At 55.5% G+C, this 14,519-nt stretch carries 15 protein-coding genes and 3 pseudogenes (1 of these 18 only partly in view); 7 read left to right on the top strand and 11 right to left on the bottom strand.

Annotation, left to right across the window (positions count from 1 at the left end):
• Together ycaC and ACYZTY_RS16160 are read left to right on the top strand one after the other, a co-directional pair.
• Positions 1 to 46, top strand: the 3' portion of a protein-coding gene (ycaC, locus tag ACYZTY_RS16155; RefSeq protein ID WP_461954547.1) for an isochorismate family cysteine hydrolase YcaC. The gene continues 587 nt to the left of window position 1, outside the view; the window shows 46 of its 633 coding nt (coding positions 588-633); the start codon falls outside the window, past its left edge; the stop codon is at positions 44 to 46.
• A 220-nt stretch (positions 47 to 266) separates the two neighbouring features.
• Positions 267 to 1,283: an AbrB family transcriptional regulator gene (locus ACYZTY_RS16160; protein ID WP_461954548.1), complete on the top strand. Its 1,017-nt coding sequence runs from the start codon at positions 267 to 269 to the stop codon at positions 1,281 to 1,283.
• Between the two features lie 494 nt (positions 1,284 to 1,777).
• On the opposite strand, the gene ACYZTY_RS16165 is transcribed toward ACYZTY_RS16160, so the two are convergent.
• The 6 genes and pseudogenes from ACYZTY_RS16165 to ACYZTY_RS16190 form a co-directional block, all read right to left on the bottom strand.
• Entirely contained in the window at positions 1,778 to 2,140 is a 363-nt protein-coding gene (locus tag ACYZTY_RS16165; RefSeq protein ID WP_461954549.1) for a DUF6124 family protein, read from the bottom strand.
• A gap of 479 nt (positions 2,141 to 2,619) precedes the next feature.
• The gene (locus ACYZTY_RS16170) at positions 2,620 to 2,985 is read right to left on the bottom strand and encodes a hypothetical protein (protein ID WP_461959332.1); all 366 of its coding nucleotides are present in this window, start codon (positions 2,983 to 2,985) and stop codon (positions 2,620 to 2,622) included.
• A 57-nt stretch (positions 2,986 to 3,042) separates the two neighbouring features.
• The gene (gene dapF, locus ACYZTY_RS16175; RefSeq protein ID WP_461954550.1) at positions 3,043 to 3,858 is read right to left on the bottom strand and encodes a diaminopimelate epimerase; all 816 of its coding nucleotides are present in this window, start codon (positions 3,856 to 3,858) and stop codon (positions 3,043 to 3,045) included.
• 230 nt (positions 3,859 to 4,088) lie between these two features.
• Positions 4,089 to 4,196, bottom strand: a pseudogene (locus ACYZTY_RS16180) (DUF6124 family protein); the annotation flags it as partial.
• A gap of 14 nt (positions 4,197 to 4,210) precedes the next feature.
• Positions 4,211 to 4,537, bottom strand: coding sequence for a low molecular weight protein tyrosine phosphatase family protein (locus ACYZTY_RS16185; protein WP_461954551.1), 327 nt, complete (start codon positions 4,535 to 4,537; stop codon positions 4,211 to 4,213).
• Positions 4,534 to 4,728, bottom strand: coding sequence for a hypothetical protein (locus tag ACYZTY_RS16190; protein ID WP_461954552.1), 195 nt, complete (start codon positions 4,726 to 4,728; stop codon positions 4,534 to 4,536). The genes ACYZTY_RS16185 and ACYZTY_RS16190 overlap by 4 nt, the downstream gene beginning before the upstream one ends.
• Before the next feature lie 100 nt (positions 4,729 to 4,828).
• Here ACYZTY_RS16190 and ACYZTY_RS16195 point away from each other — a divergent pair, with 100 nt between their 5' ends.
• Positions 4,829 to 5,527 (top strand): ion channel, encoded by a 699-nt coding sequence (locus tag ACYZTY_RS16195; RefSeq protein ID WP_461954553.1) that lies wholly within the window; start codon positions 4,829 to 4,831, stop codon positions 5,525 to 5,527.
• 173 nt (positions 5,528 to 5,700) lie between these two features.
• Here the strand turns inward: ACYZTY_RS16195 and ACYZTY_RS16200 are convergent.
• Positions 5,701 to 6,351: pseudogene (locus ACYZTY_RS16200) on the bottom strand (malate:quinone oxidoreductase); the annotation flags it as partial.
• A 67-nt stretch (positions 6,352 to 6,418) separates the two neighbouring features.
• On the opposite strand from ACYZTY_RS16200, the pseudogene ACYZTY_RS16205 reads away from it, so the two are divergent.
• The 3 genes and pseudogenes from ACYZTY_RS16205 (at position 6,419) to ACYZTY_RS16215 (ending at position 8,471) form a co-directional block, all read left to right on the top strand.
• Positions 6,419 to 6,948: pseudogene (locus tag ACYZTY_RS16205) on the top strand (PAAR domain-containing protein).
• Positions 6,949 to 7,016: 68 nt separating this feature from the next.
• A complete protein-coding gene (locus ACYZTY_RS16210; RefSeq protein ID WP_461954554.1) occupies positions 7,017 to 7,838 on the top strand; it encodes a glycine zipper family protein in 822 nt (273 codons plus the stop codon).
• A gap of 9 nt (positions 7,839 to 7,847) precedes the next feature.
• Positions 7,848 to 8,471 (top strand): hypothetical protein, encoded by a 624-nt coding sequence (locus ACYZTY_RS16215; RefSeq protein ID WP_461954555.1) that lies wholly within the window; start codon positions 7,848 to 7,850, stop codon positions 8,469 to 8,471.
• A gap of 167 nt (positions 8,472 to 8,638) precedes the next feature.
• Here ACYZTY_RS16215 and mqo read toward each other — a convergent pair whose 3' ends face one another.
• The 4 genes from mqo to ACYZTY_RS16235 all read right to left on the bottom strand — a co-directional run bounded on the left by mqo (position 8,639) and on the right by ACYZTY_RS16235 (position 13,814).
• Positions 8,639 to 10,279, bottom strand: coding sequence for a malate dehydrogenase (quinone) (gene mqo / locus ACYZTY_RS16220; protein WP_461954556.1), 1,641 nt, complete (start codon positions 10,277 to 10,279; stop codon positions 8,639 to 8,641).
• Positions 10,280 to 10,597: 318 nt separating this feature from the next.
• The gene (locus ACYZTY_RS16225; RefSeq protein ID WP_461954557.1) at positions 10,598 to 11,308 is read right to left on the bottom strand and encodes a GNAT family N-acetyltransferase; all 711 of its coding nucleotides are present in this window, start codon (positions 11,306 to 11,308) and stop codon (positions 10,598 to 10,600) included.
• A 100-nt stretch (positions 11,309 to 11,408) separates the two neighbouring features.
• Entirely contained in the window at positions 11,409 to 13,022 is a 1,614-nt protein-coding gene (locus tag ACYZTY_RS16230) for a DUF1254 domain-containing protein (protein WP_461954558.1), read from the bottom strand.
• A 159-nt stretch (positions 13,023 to 13,181) separates the two neighbouring features.
• A complete protein-coding gene (locus ACYZTY_RS16235; RefSeq protein ID WP_461954559.1) occupies positions 13,182 to 13,814 on the bottom strand; it encodes a TetR/AcrR family transcriptional regulator in 633 nt (210 codons plus the stop codon).
• Between the two features lie 163 nt (positions 13,815 to 13,977).
• On the opposite strand from ACYZTY_RS16235, the gene ACYZTY_RS16240 reads away from it, so the two are divergent.
• A complete protein-coding gene (locus ACYZTY_RS16240; RefSeq protein ID WP_461954560.1) occupies positions 13,978 to 14,418 on the top strand; it encodes a hotdog fold domain-containing protein in 441 nt (146 codons plus the stop codon).
• The last annotated feature ends 101 nt before the right edge of the window (positions 14,419 to 14,519 follow it).

A 14,519-nucleotide genomic window follows, 5' to 3' on the forward strand; every position in this document is an offset into this window, starting at 1 on the left:
CAACCTGATGAACAGCTACTCGGCATTCACAGCACGCCAGGCGTAAAGCCTTACTCTTAAAAACCAAAGCCCGCTTTTGCGGGCTTTTGGCATCAGGGGTTTACAAATCGAGTTCGAGCCTAAGCGATAAATGGCACAAGCCGAATGCCAGAGATCTCGTTTTACCGCGTTGAATCGCGCGTACTTGACGCCTCGCGTTGTTAAGTGGGAAAACGTTTATGGCCCAAATGGAAGCGTTGGCGTACTACACGAATCAAGGACGACTCATGAAAACCCTATTGTGTTTGCTGATCGCCACCGGCGTCGGCACCGCGCTGCAATACGCTGGCATCCCCCACGGCCTGTTGCTGGGCTCGATACTCGCGACTGCGTTGATCGCCAGCAACCTGCGATTCTCCCCTACCCTGCCCTTCGGCCTTGGCTACGTGCAAATCGTGCTGGGCATTGCGACCGGTCTGATGTTCACCTCGTGGGACAACCACACGGTGGCGGCCATGTTGCCCAGCCTTGGTTTCATGCTTCTGTGTCTGGCGGTCCAGAGCAGCGTGGCTGGTTTCTGGTTGTTCAGCGTTTCGGGCTGGAACCTGAAAGACTCTCTGTTATCCGTGTATCCGGGCGCACTCGCCGCCGTCTTCGACTTGATCGAGTCCGAACGCGCGTCCGGAAAAGTGATCGTCGTGCATTTGGTTCGGCTGTTGTCGATCACCTTGCTCGTCAGCTTTTGCATTCCCGGGCCTATCGACGTGGTGCTTGCCCAGAACAGCCCGCTGGACTTGAGCACGGCGCTGACCCTGCTGTCGCTGATCGCCTTGTGCCTGTTGCTCGGCCGCTTGCTGTTGAGCGTCGGCGTGCCGGCACCGTTCATGCTCACCGCGATCGTGCTCACCGGCGCCTATATAAAGCTGGGCTACCTCCAGGCGCTCCACCTGCCGCAGTGGAGTGTTGACTCCGCCTCCGTTGTCATCGGCGTGCTGATTGGCTCGAAATTCAAGGACATCACCTTTGCCGAACTTGTCCGCCATGGCCGCGCCGGGCTGATCGCCGTCGGCCTGATGCTGGTGATCGCAGCGGCGTTTGCCGGCGTGGCCGGGCGGGTGCTGGGCAGCGATCCCTTGTCGTTGTGGCTGGCGTACATGCCGGGCGCCATCGAAACCATCGCCATCGTCGCGTTCAGTGGCGGGTTGAACGTGGTGTTCATCCTGACGCATCACCTGGTGCGGATGGTCGTGCTGCACTTCGCACCAGCGCTGATCGTCCAGGCGCGGCGCTGGCGGGCAGAGTGATTGCTGAACAAAAACCGGCAACGCCTCCCACTGTGGAGGCGTTTTGCTTTGTGCTGACGGGAGGAAGGGACTAAGCGGGAGAGATCGTGGCCAAGGCACCGATCAAAATGGTTAACACGAGAAATCCACCGAGGAAAATTGCCATCTTGCCCATAGGGCCTCCTACATTATGAGTTTACGGTGCAGTGAATAAGTGAGTGCGGACCGTGCTGTCATTGTGAGCTGCAGGTGGGGTGCATTACAGAGTCAGATGGCGACGGAAAATACGGATCAGAACGTTGAATGTGTAGCAGCTGCCGAGCCTGCGAGGCTGCGTCCGGCTGCGAAGCAGTCGTAAAATCAGGCAATCGGTTCTTTCAGGAGTACCGCGTTTACCGGGTTTGCGAAGACTACGTCTTCGAACGCAGCCTCGCGCTGCTCGGCAGCTGCTACAGGGGGATTTATGCAGAGTTGCCTGAGGTGAAGGTCTGCCCCCTCGCCACAGGATTTGTGATTTACGCTTTCGGCTCGACGTTATCCAGCGCCTGATTCACCGCCAACTCTCCCAGCATCACCACTTGGGTAATCCCCAGCAGTGTCTTGCGGTGGGAGTTATCCAGTGACGCCGCGAAATTGTTGAGCATGGTGGTGGCCGAGCCCAGTGATTCGCTGGCGTTGGCCAACAGGGATTCGGTGTCGTACTTGGGGTTGGCGAGGAACATGGGTTCGGGCTCGTGGGTGCTGGCCATGATGTGGGCGCCCGGGTTGAGGTAGTGGTCTAGGGCGCGTTCGGCGGCGTCGTGGAGTTTTTTTGAATCGAGGGATTCGTAGGGGGATGCCGGATCGGTATCCGGTGGGTTAGGCGTAGGTTTGAACATAAATGAAACTCTCTAGTTAACACATGAAGAGAAGCCATCACCCTCGCTACCAAACGAATGGGTGGCGGCCATACGCGGGTTGGTAGACCGGTAACTAGATGAACCCGGCGCCCCCGAAGGAGCCCTGCGCATGGCCACCATAAATCAGAGACGTGAACACGTCTGCGAACGGTGCGCTATACGTCTAGTTATACCGGGCTACCAAACCCGATCACTGTTTTTCAGTGACCCAGCAACGATAAAACCCGTGCCCAAGACGCACAAGCCGGCGGATTCTGTCTTACGTGCAGGGGGTGGCGCAAGGCGTTGTAGCCTTGATGCAGTAACAGCAAGCGTCATTTAAACGTGTCTGATTTTTCTGTTTAAACAGGCTGTGGGCGATACAAATTGAGAGTGCGCTTTTTACTGCGTGACGCGTTGAAACAACGCCCTCCCGAGCCGCGCAGATGGACGCGCAATGATCAAAAAATCCGTTACCACTACGCGACAAGCTCGACGTAACTCGACTCCCCACCTCCAGTCGCGCCCGACAACCAACCCCATACGAAGGTCAGCGTTGTACGCCCTGCCTGATCAACGCCTACCGTGCCACGAGACCAGCCGGCAAGAATCTCACCGTCCGTAGTCAAGCAATGATAAAGAAGCTCAATGGTGTCGGGGCCTGTCACGCGCCCAACTTGATTACCCGTACGGATCCGGCCGCCTTGGTAAGCGCCCAAAATGGCATCTTCCTCAACATGGTAATGAAATACCGTGCCTGCACCAGATAGCCCATGGGCGTTGCCCGCTACCGTAAATCGGCGATTGTTCAAACGCTCGCTGATTGGAGAAAAGGGAGTTTCCATAAATGTCGCGTCCTTGTAGTCGAGATGTTCCATTCCATCTTTCGATGATCCTAACCCTTACCCGTTTGACCAGCTACCCGTGAGTGTTCCCGAAAAAGTTCTCTCTACCGGTCCAATGAGAAAGACCAGTCCCACGCCATTCCATTGAACGGTTACGGTTCCGCCATCACATTCAACCTCTACGGAATTGTCCAGCAAGCCACGACGAATTCCGTTAACAACGGCGCCACAAGAGCAGGAACCTGAACCGAGCGGAATACCGCCCCAGCGCTCCCAAATGCGCAACCGGATGTGCTTTCGGTCAATGATCTGGACGAAATGCACGTTCGTCCTGAGGGGAAACAGGGGGTTGGTTTCAATGGCTGGTCCGATTGTCGCTATATCAATCGCCGTTAGATCATCCACAAAATAGGTGCAGTGCGGATTTCCCATGCTGCATGCAGCTGGATCACCCGCAAGTGGCAACACTGCAGTATCCAGTTCCTGAGCCAGGGGAACATCCGACCAGCCGAACAGCGGCTCCCCCATGCTGGCCGAAATGGCGCCGGTTAAAGTTCGTTCGCAAGTGAGTAGACCACGGTTGGTTCGGAGCGCTATCGACGTAGAATTTAGTTCGCGCATCAACATATCTGCGGCACCCCGCGTTGCACTGCCACAAACATCCAGCGTGGTGCCATCTGCATTCCAAAACATCAAGCACGCATCTGCATCATCACAATCGAGCACCACTGCGAGTTGATTGAATCCGACTCCGCGGTTCCGGTCGCCCATTTGCCGAGCCAGGGTGCCTGTCACTGGGTTGGCCGAGTTTCGCGAGTCCACAACAACGAAGTCATCGCCATTTGCGTGCATCTTATGAAAACTCAGCGGCATAAATAGACCCTGGCAAGGAGACGTTGGTGAATTGGCTGGTGAAGGCGATCTAGCCCCATCAACATGACTTTTGCAAGATGCGTGAGGCTGGTCCCTTCACCACAAAACACTCGTCTGCTTTGAGCATTTCGTAATCTTCAAAACCAGAATTCCAGACACAAAAAAGCCCACCGACTGTTACCGGTTCAGTGGGCTTTTTACTGCGTTACGCGTTGAAACAACGCCCTCACCTACTCCTGCGGATGTACCTGATCCAACGCCCGATTCACCGACAACTCTGCCAGAAAAATCATCTGCTGGATGCCCAGCGCCATGTTGCATTGCGGGCCGGTACGGATTCCGAAGCGCAAGCTTAAGTAGAAAGGTAGGGCTTCACCGAAACTTCGAGCATGTCCACCAGTTCAGGGTCCATGTAACGAAAGTCGTCGGGAATATCCAAAGAGTGAATCCGCTTGTGTTCAAGCAGACGAGCGTACTGAGCCTGCAAGCGATTCAGGTGTTTGCGCTCCATGACAAAGATGACATCGGCCCAACGAACATCCGCCGCGTCGATGGGTTTACGTGCGTTCGGGCTAGTGCCCGCTGAACGGGCACTGAAGCCAGGTCGACGGCGCCAGATTGCTTGCGCAGTAGGGCTACGCCATTGGTTACGGCTGCAGACAAACAGGAGGTTAGTCACTCTTGATCCAACAATTGGCGGGTGGTGCGGATGGGATAGCTCATGCCGAGTTGGCGTGCCCTGACCAGCTTGTCGGCACCGGTGTACATCAGCTTCCAGTTCTTTTCCGGCTTGAACTTCAGCGGACGAACCGCTTTGTCATTGCCGCATTTACAGACCTGATCTGTCAGGCTGGCTCCTCTCACATGCATTCGCGACTAGAATTTCACTGCCGACTCTTCTAAAGCCAGATCAGATTTCAACTGTGCGACATCAGGTCTCGAGCATTATTTCAATCTCTGGGAAACCGATATGGCAAATCCGCAAGATAAAGCCGAATCTGACGAGGATTTAGCTCAGATGGTAATAGGACGAGGGCCCTGCACCTATCTATTGCTGCTCTTACTAGGATTGATCCTCGTGTTTCCCTTTCTTGAGGAAGGTATATTTGCTCGCACGTTGCTCGGCATTCTGTTTTCAATCGTGCTGCTCGTGGGCGCTTTCGCCACCAGGCAGACTCGGCGGGGGTTCATCCTGAAACTGGGCCTGGCGTTGCTTGGGGTTGGCCTTCAATGGACGGCGTTGTGGGCTGAGAGTATCGCGATTCTTGAACTTGCCGGGATATCTTATGCGGCGTCTCTTGCAGTCTCGTTTAGCGGAGTGGTTCGCTATATTCTCAAGCGCGGGCCAATTACTGCCGACAAGCTGCATGGTGCGCTTGCGGGTTACATAATGCTGGCCTTCGTTTGGTCCTTCGTCTATGCCCTGGTCGAAATATCCAGCGCTGGCTCATTCGGCCCTGGCCACCTCGACTTCGGACAGCCCGGTACTTTCTTCAAACTGATCTATTTCAGCCTCACGACGCTCACGACCACTGGTTACGGTGATGTTATCCCGTTGACCAACCACGCCCGCTCACTTGTGATGGTCGAAGAATTCTCAGGCATCTTTTACGTGGGTGTTGTGATAGCGCGGCTTGCCGGTGTTTATCCATCGAATCAGACTAAGTGACTCTCTATTTGACTGAGCCGCCTCCGGGCATCAGTGATTGAGTCGACCGGTTGAATCCGCAGCCGAAAGCAGACATGTAGGCCGAGATGAATTTACCCCTTGAAAACCCCTCCCCACAAAAAAGCCCACTGACCGTTACCGGTTCAGTGGGCTTTTTCTGATTACGCGTCTACTTACAAAGCCATATCACTAGCAGCATTAGCCTTCGGCGCCTTCGCTTTATCAGCATCAGCCGGAGCAGCAGCCGGAGCCACCACCTGACCAATCGCCGGCGGAGGAGTCAGCTCCAGCACCTTGGCAGTGTAAGCCCACTCCTGCGCAACCTTCTCAGGACTGCCATTCAGCTGAGTGCCATAGCTCGGCACGATCTGATGCAGCTTCTCCTGCCAGGCAGGCGTTGCAACCTTGTCCTTGAACACTTTCTGCAGCACGGTCAGCATGATCGGTGCAGCAGTCGATGCACCCGGCGATGCGCCCAGCAGACCGGCGATGGTGCCGTCAGCAGAAGCAACGATCTCGGTACCCAACTTCAGCACACCACCCGCCGCTTCATCACGCTTGATGATTTGCACGCGCTGGCCGGCTTGCCACAGGCGCCAGTCTTCGGCTTTGGCGTTCGGGAAGTATTCTTTCAGGGCGTTGAGGCGGTCTTCGTCGGACAGCATCAGTTGGCCGGCGAGGTACTCGACCAGCGGGTATTCCTTGATGCCGACTTTGGTCATTGGCCACACGTTGTGCGTGGTGGTGGTGGTGGTCAGCAGGTCCAGGTACGAGCCTTCTTTGAGGAACTTGGTGCTGAAGGTCGCGAATGGGCTAAAAAGGATATCCATGGTTGTCAGCGGATTCTTTATGTAACAATCCTAAATTCCGCATTTTACAAGGATGTTCAAAATGGCTGGCAAACCTGCTGCCCGAGTCACGGATCCTACAAGTTGTCCGCTTCCCGGCCATGGGGTTAACTCCATAGCGGCTGGCTCTCCCGATGTATTTTTTGACGGTTTGGCTGCGGCTCGCCAAGACGCAAAAGTGCGTGTGGCAGCCCCATTGTCGCAGAGGTCGCCTCTACCGTTCTTATCAACGGCAAACCCGCCGCAACCGTGGGCAGTATCGGTGCCCATGGCAACAACGTTGTAAGTGGCTCCGGAACGGTCATCATTGGCAACTCTCACACACCAACGGATTTTGTCCCGCCTTTACCGATGCCGCTGTGGTTGCAGCCATTCAATGAGCAGTTTCGTATTCTCGGAAGCGACGGCCAGCCTCTCGCCCATGTGCCTTATCACATCAAAGATGAAGCGGGTCGGGTTTACACTGGCTTTTCTGACGAATCAGGGCATACACCACGAATTACTACGAAGAAACAGGAAACACTTGAAATCACCACGGGCGTTGCTGCGCTGGAAAAGTGGGGCGATGCATGACCGAGTATTCTTGTAAGGTCCCTACAAACCAACAGTCCGGGTCGGTTAGCAATGTGCCTGGCTATTCAATGCCTGCCAACATTCACTTATTCGTCGTCGTTGATGAAATAGGTAAAGATGGTTTTTTGGTTCGCAAAATCTACTCTTCGCCAGATAACCCTCATCTTGTCGCAAAGAACCTTCCGGCATTTCAAATCAAACACGAGGTGTGGCCGGAAAAATTTGGCATGCTACCTATTGATCCAAAATCTAACGCCACAGTAGCTGAGCACGTTTTTAGCAGCAGAAAATATCCATCCAGCTATCTCTCCACAAGTTCTGAATTTCCAAACGGGTCGCCGCGATTTGAGGGCAAAACCGTTTACATCGATATAGAAAAAGCAAAAGCCGCCGGCGCAAAGCTTGTGACCACCGAAGAGATATTAAAGTCGCTCGAAGAATACAAAAAACTCGCACCAAAGAAAGTAGTTCAGATCGAACAAATCGCAGATTGGGTTAAAAATATAGACAAGGAGGTATTGGTTCACGCTGAAAAAGTACCGGCCAAAGCAGTCTTTACCCCAGGATCCTACAAAGCAACAAACATGCTGATTAAGGGCGCGAGAGTAGTAAGGGTTTTTGCCATCGGTTTTACCGCCTATGACTTGAAATTAGCCACAGATGAGTCAATCAAGCAAAAAAGCGTCAAACCGATCTCTGTTGAGGTAGTCAAGCAAGCTGGAGGTTGGGGCGCCGCGATCGCGGGCGGACGGATAGGTCTTGCAGTTGGCGCAGCTGTCGGTATTGAAACGGGCCCCGGAGCAATTGTTAGTGCGGCTGTCGGTGGAATCATCTTCGGTACTGCGGGTTACTTGGGTGCAACCTGGCTTACTGATTACGTACAAGACTGAGGTCTGGCCATGAGCTTTTTTAGTCGTTTAAAATCTTTAATCAAGCAAGAACCAGAAGAGCAAATTGCAGGTTATTCTGTAACAGAGCTCAAAACTATTTTCACTAGCTCTTCCACAAACATAAATAGCCGTCTGCCCGAGTATCCGAAATCAACGTCTTTGGAAGGCTTAGGCATTCCGGCCTTTTATTCTTCATTTTTAATTGACAACAAAGACATTCACATTTTTTTAGCGCTCACCGAATCAAACTTCAAGTACAAGTCTGAAAAAATATTCAATGAACTACCTGCAAGGCAGTATGTTAGCGAGGAAAGAAACGAGCAGTTAGTATTTTTTACGTCCACGAGAGAATTCAACTCCACAACCGTTCGAATGGTAACGAATAGCGTTGACTTCATGAATGTTGTTTCCCATGAGAAGCTCGTTGCACCTCCCCCGTGGATAGCATTCGAAGGGTACAACCCGTCATGGTGGGGGGGTGTTATGCAAGGCGCTCAGGGATACTACAATGACAACTACTTCCTTCCCTTCTTCACTCAATTGAGTGATTTAGAAAAACAGGAGTATTACGCAAGATTCGAAGCTACAGATGAATGGATAGAAAGCCTGAATTTGATGTACGGCGATGAGTGAATCTGACGTGTTCAGGTCTGTTCCGCAGCCCAGCGGGAGCAAGCTCCCTCGCCACAGGAACAGTGTCAGTCTTGAGATTTGCGTGGACGCCAAATGCTGAACTCTGGACACAAAAAAGCCCACTGACCGTTACCGGTTCAGTGGGCTTTTTCTGATTACGCGTCTACTTACAAAGCCATATCACTAGCAGCATTAGCCTTCGGCGCCTTCGCTTTATCAGCATCAGCCGGAGCCACCACCTGACCAATCGCCGGCGGAGGAGTCAGCTCCAGCACCTTGGCAGTGTAAGCCCACTCCTGCGCAACCTTCTCAGGACTGCCATTCAGCTGAGTGCCATAGCTCGGCACGATCTGATGCAGCTTCTCCTGCCAGGCAGGCGTTGCAACCTTGTCCTTGAACACTTTCTGCAGCACGGTCAGCATGATCGGTGCAGCAGTCGATGCACCCGGCGATGCGCCCAGCAGACCGGCGATGGTGCCGTCAGCAGAAGCAACGATCTCGGTACCCAACTTCAGCACACCACCCGCCGCTTCATCACGCTTGATGATTTGCACGCGCTGGCCGGCTTGCCACAGGCGCCAGTCTTCGGCTTTGGCGTTCGGGAAGTATTCTTTCAGGGCGTTGAGGCGGTCTTCGTCGGACAGCATCAGTTGGCCGGCGAGGTACTCGACCAGCGGGTATTCCTTGATGCCGACTTTGGTCATTGGCCACACGTTGTGCGTGGTGGTGGTGGTCAGCAGGTCCAGGTACGAGCCTTCTTTGAGGAACTTGGTGCTGAAGGTCGCGAATGGGCCAAACAGGATGACGCGCTTGCCGTCGAGGACACGGGTGTCCAAGTGCGGAACCGACATTGGCGGTGCGCCAACGGAGGCTTTGCCGTAGGCCTTGGCCAGGTGTTGCTCGGCGAGGGTCGGGTTCTCGGTCACGAGGAACGAGCCGCCAACCGGGAAGCCTGCGTACTCCTTGGCTTCAGGAATGCCGGACTTCTGCAGCAGGTGCAGTGCACCGCCGCCTGCGCCGATGAACACGAACTTGGCGTCGGTTTCGGACTTGCTGCCGTCTTTCAGGTTTTTGTAGCTGACGCGCCAGGTGCCGTCTTCGTTCTTGGTAATGTCTTGCACTTCGCTAGACAGTTTCAAGTCGAACTTCGGCGTGGTTTGCAGGTGCGCAACGAACTGGCGGGTGATCTCGCCGAAGTTGACGTCGGTGCCGATCGGGCTCCAGGTGGCCGCGATTTTCTGGTTCGGGTCGCGCCCTTCCATCATCAGCGGAACCCACTTCTTGATCACAGCCGGGTCTTCGGAGTACTGCATGCCGGCGAACAGCGGGCTCGCTTGCAGGGCTTCGTAGCGCTTCTTCAGGAACTTGATGTTGTCATCGCCCCACACAAAGCTCATGTGCGGTGTGGAGTTGATGAACGAACGCGGGTTTTTCAGCACGCCTTGCTGAACCTGCCAGGCCCAGAATTGACGGGAGATCTGAAAGGCTTCGTTGATTTCAACGGCTTTCGGGATCTGTACGTTGCCCTTGTCGTCTTCCGGGGTGTAGTTCAATTCGGCCAGGGCGGAGTGACCGGTACCGGCGTTGTTCCAGCCGTTGGAGCTTTCCTGGGCGACGCCGTCGAGGCGCTCGATCATTTCCATCGAAGTGCCCGGTTCCAGCTCGTTGAGCCACACACCGAGGGTCGCGCTCATGATGCCGCCGCCGATCAGCAGGACATCAACCTTCTTTGCCTCTTCCGCGTGAACGGACGTGATCCCCATCGACAAAGCCAGCCCCAGCAGGGCCGTGTTCATTTTCTTAAACATCTGTAGCACCTATGATAAAACGCCATCCGCCCTTCCATCCTCACTTACGGGCCCCTGGTTCACGACATTCAGGCAGGACGTCGTGGGTGCTCGTACATAAGGATTGGAGGGTGGGCACACAAGGCCGACGTGTCTCCATCGACCTCAGTTTATATGTCCCTACTGAACTGACTTTTTATCATTATTGGCTTCAGCTACTTGAGCGACATTGATCCTGCTGGCACGTCTCAGGGACGGGCAAACTGAATAGGTCAAACCAAGTTGGCGCGCAGAATATCACGGCTCGATGACCGCGCGCTTCCGAAAGGACTTATGAGTCTAGTCCAGACGGGGCTCGTTCGCCGCGTTCTGGCCCAAACGGTTCAGCACAAACACCTTGGCGTTGTGGGTCATTTGGTCCAGATGCCGGTCGCGCTGCTTTTCAGCATCGACCATTGCGCGCTTTCCGTGTTTTTGCAGCAAGTAGGTATGTATCTGCCGGACCTCTAAAGAACTGTAGATAAATGTGACATCCAACAGTCCCATCAAGCCTTCACTGCTGTGATCGCGAGTGTTCATCAGCACGTGCGTGCCGCGCACGCCGAGAACCTGAAAACCCATCGACTCGAACCACGGCACCTTGGCGACGGTGCAGGTCAGTTCGGCGTGCGGGTAGCGGCTGATCATGTCGTGCAACATGGCTCGCGCAACGCCTCGGCGACGATGCCCCGCGTCGACCGCCATGTAGGCCACGCCGCAGGCTTCGGGATCATCCTTGACCGGCAGGTACAGCAGAAAGCCGATGACCTTCTCAGGGTCTTCATCGTCGATGGCGACGATCAACTCGACCGCAATGCCCTTGGTCCCGCCGAGGGCCTCCAGGTACAGATGCACTTCGTAGCCGACCGCGTACTGATAGACGTTGTACAGCGGGTTGCTCGGCGCGATGCCGACCATGCTGATGTCGGTCAGGTTGTCGACGACCATCTGCAGGATCTGGCTGTTGATGTGCTCCGGGCACGGGGTTTGAAAGTGGCTGAGCTGGGGCATTGCGTGACGGACTCCAAGGATCAAGGCGCACCCGTGACGTGAAATGTTGGCATCGGGCGCGCCTATGATAACTGCTGTGGCAGCCTTTCCCTCGACTGACTTACCGAACCTCTTCCACTTCACCCGCACGCCAGGCCTTGGTGAAGAACGGTTCAAGCGGTCCGTACAGCCGCAAAAGCATGAACCAGCCTCTGCCCGGCAGCGTTTGAATCCAGTTGCCACGCTTCACGCCTTCCGGCTGTTGAGGGCCGAAGTAGACGGTGGTCGAGCCATCCGTATCGGCCTCGGCGGCTGGCGACGGGTAGCTCTGACTGCCGGCGCGCGGGTAACGTTGCGGGGTATCCAGCATCGATCGGGTCTGGTTGTCGTACACGGTGAACGACCAGAAGTTGGCTTCAGGAATACCTTTTGGCAGCGTCACCTTGTAGGTCTTGGCCCCGTCGAAATACTCCTTCTTCGAGTCCAGCATGGCGAACAGGTATTGCGATCCGATGCCTGGCAAACGCATCGCCATTGCCGGCGTGATGCCGGTGACGCCGTAGAAAAACGCCGAGCGAGCATCCAGGGTGCGGTAGCCCGTCGCCGGGAACGGCTTGGCACCTTCGGAGGTAATCATCGGAATGGGCGTTTCAAATTCACTGCCACTGATGAACAGGAAGTTGGACCAGGCAGAGCCCGGGTAGTAATACCAATCCGGATCACGTGGATTCATCAGCAAGCTGCGCGAGGTGGCATTCGCCGCTGCCAGCGCTTCGGTCATGATTTTCTTCATCCGCGCATCCGGGGCAAAAGGCTTGCCCTTGACGATGCCGATGGCGGCCAGTGAGCCCATCAGTTCGGCGTCGAGCGTGGTTGCGGACTCCTGTTGCACCAGCTCATTGAGCAGTTCGTAGGCGCCGAAGTCGTTCGGCGGAAGGGTGTTCATCACTTTGCCGCTGCCTTCATGGAACACCGTGGGCGGCGGCTCGACGACCTTGGCCAACGCGACCTGGCCACTGAGAAACTGCGCCACGCTGGTGCCGTAACCGCCCGGTACATAGGGATAGATTTTGGTGGTTTTCTTGATTAACTCGACCACTGGCTTGGGGTCGCTCTTGTCCATGAAAGCGCGACCCAGGATCAGCACTTTGCTGGTAGGCGCACGTGTGACGAAATACCCGCCTTCGGGAACGGGCCCGTCATAGCCTGGCGGCAGCACCAGGTATTTACCGCCTAGCCCCCGATCCGGCCCCGGCGCGCCGAAGTCGATCATCCAGCGCCACCAATAATCGTCCAGCGTGCCCAGCGAGTTGGGCGGAGTTTCCAGCACCATCGGCCCTTTGCTCACGTCGATGAAGCCGAGGAAATAAATGGTATCGGCGTTGGCCGTCAGGAACAGCGACTTGGCATCCATCAATTCGGAAAAGATCAGGATCTCGTTATCCTTGACGCCGATGTCCTGGAAGCCTTTTCGAATCGCCACCGTATTGACACCCTGGAAGGTGTTGGTGATGGCATTGAACGCGTGGATGTAATCGAGGTTGTCGTAGACTTTGTCCAGTGTGTCTTTGCTCGGCATGCCGTCCTTGAAGTCCAGCGTGCCGAAACGGGTGTCGACTTTGGCAGGCGTGCTGATCGAGGCGGAAATGGGCGGAGTGTCTTGCGCGGCAAAAGTCGGGAGCGTCAGTGCAATGCACGCAGCCGGGACTGTCAGAAGCTGAATGAGTGGTCTCACGGTTTCATCTCCATCAGTAATGGATTGAACGCCTGCCCTCTCTACATTGGAAAACGGCCCGATTGACTCCCATTGTTTGCGGCAGCAGATCAAGCATAGCCATACATCAACGGAATAATGGCCGTCCAGCGGAGAACGGCCTTGTTGAACCGATGTTTATCAGCCAGGAACGGCTTCATCGCCACAGATTGATCGCCACGCCGCTTCAGCCAGCAATTTCCTGTAGGTCTTGGGGCTGCCTTTCACCCTCCCCGACAACCATGCGCGGCAGTAACTGTCCGCCTGCCCGATGATCAGCGACAGCAGCAATTCGGCCGGAATCGCCTGCAGCTCATCGCGGCGGCCGGGTTCTGCCAGCCATTGTCCGAGCTTCTGATTACGGGTTTTGTTACGGGTGACCAACTCATCCTTGAACGGCCCTTTGGTGACGGCGAACCGCGCGTGGTACTGAAACCGCGCCCACTCGGGTTGGCTGTCGACCCAATCGACGTAGCTGTGGACCAGCGCGTGCACGCCCTCTTCGGTTGTCTGTGCTTCGGCGAGATAGCTGTCGCGAAGCAGTGCCTGATCGTCCAGCGCGGTGAAAAACAGCGCGGCCACCAGGCCTTCCTTGTTGCCGAAATGATGGTAGATCGCGCCCACGCTGGTATCGCATTCGGCGCGGATCATTTCGATAGTCGTGGCTTCGAGCCCTTGTTCGTTGAACAGGGCCAGGGCCTTTCTGAAGATGTCGCGCTTGAGTTCGGCTCTTCTGCCGGGGTAGCTGCGCTCTAGTAAATCTGAGGTTTCCATGCTGGACACAGGCCAAGAAAATCCATGACAAGGCAGACGACTGCCGATGAGAAAGCTGCGCTAGGTTGACAGATTTCATCGCGACAGAATACTGTTCCGTAACAGAACATTATTCTGTAACGGAAGATCGTTCTGTAAAACCACTCCTCAGCGAGGCTTTAAAATGAGTCAGTTTCTCAGCATGTTTAACAGCGCCGGCCCCGAAGCGTTCAGCAAAATGGCCTGCCAGGTGGCGCCCTACTTCAGCACCATCAACCCGCTGATCTCGGCGTTGCGTCCGGGCCATGCCACGGTGCAGGTGCCGTTCAGCAAGGAAATCACCAACCACTTGGGCTCGGTTCACGCGATTGCGATGTGCAACGCCGCCGAGCTGGCTGCCGGGACGATGACCGACGTGTCCATTCCCGCGGGTGCGCGCTGGATTCCGAAAGGGATGACGGTTGAGTATTTGGCCAAGGCCAAAACAGACGTGACGGCGGTGGCCGATGGTGAGGCGGTGGATTGGCTGACTGAAGGCGACAAGATCGTGCCGGTGGATATTCATGACGCCGAAGGCAAGAAGGTGTTCACGGCGCGGATCACCATGAATGTGAAGCTCGCCTGAGCACCCGAAATCCTGTAGCAGCTGGCGAAGCCTGCGTCCGGCTGCGAAGCAGTCGTAAACCCTACATGCACGGTCTGCCTGATGTACCGCGTGCTCGGATT

Source organism: Pseudomonas sp. LB1P83 (assembly GCF_054897885.1).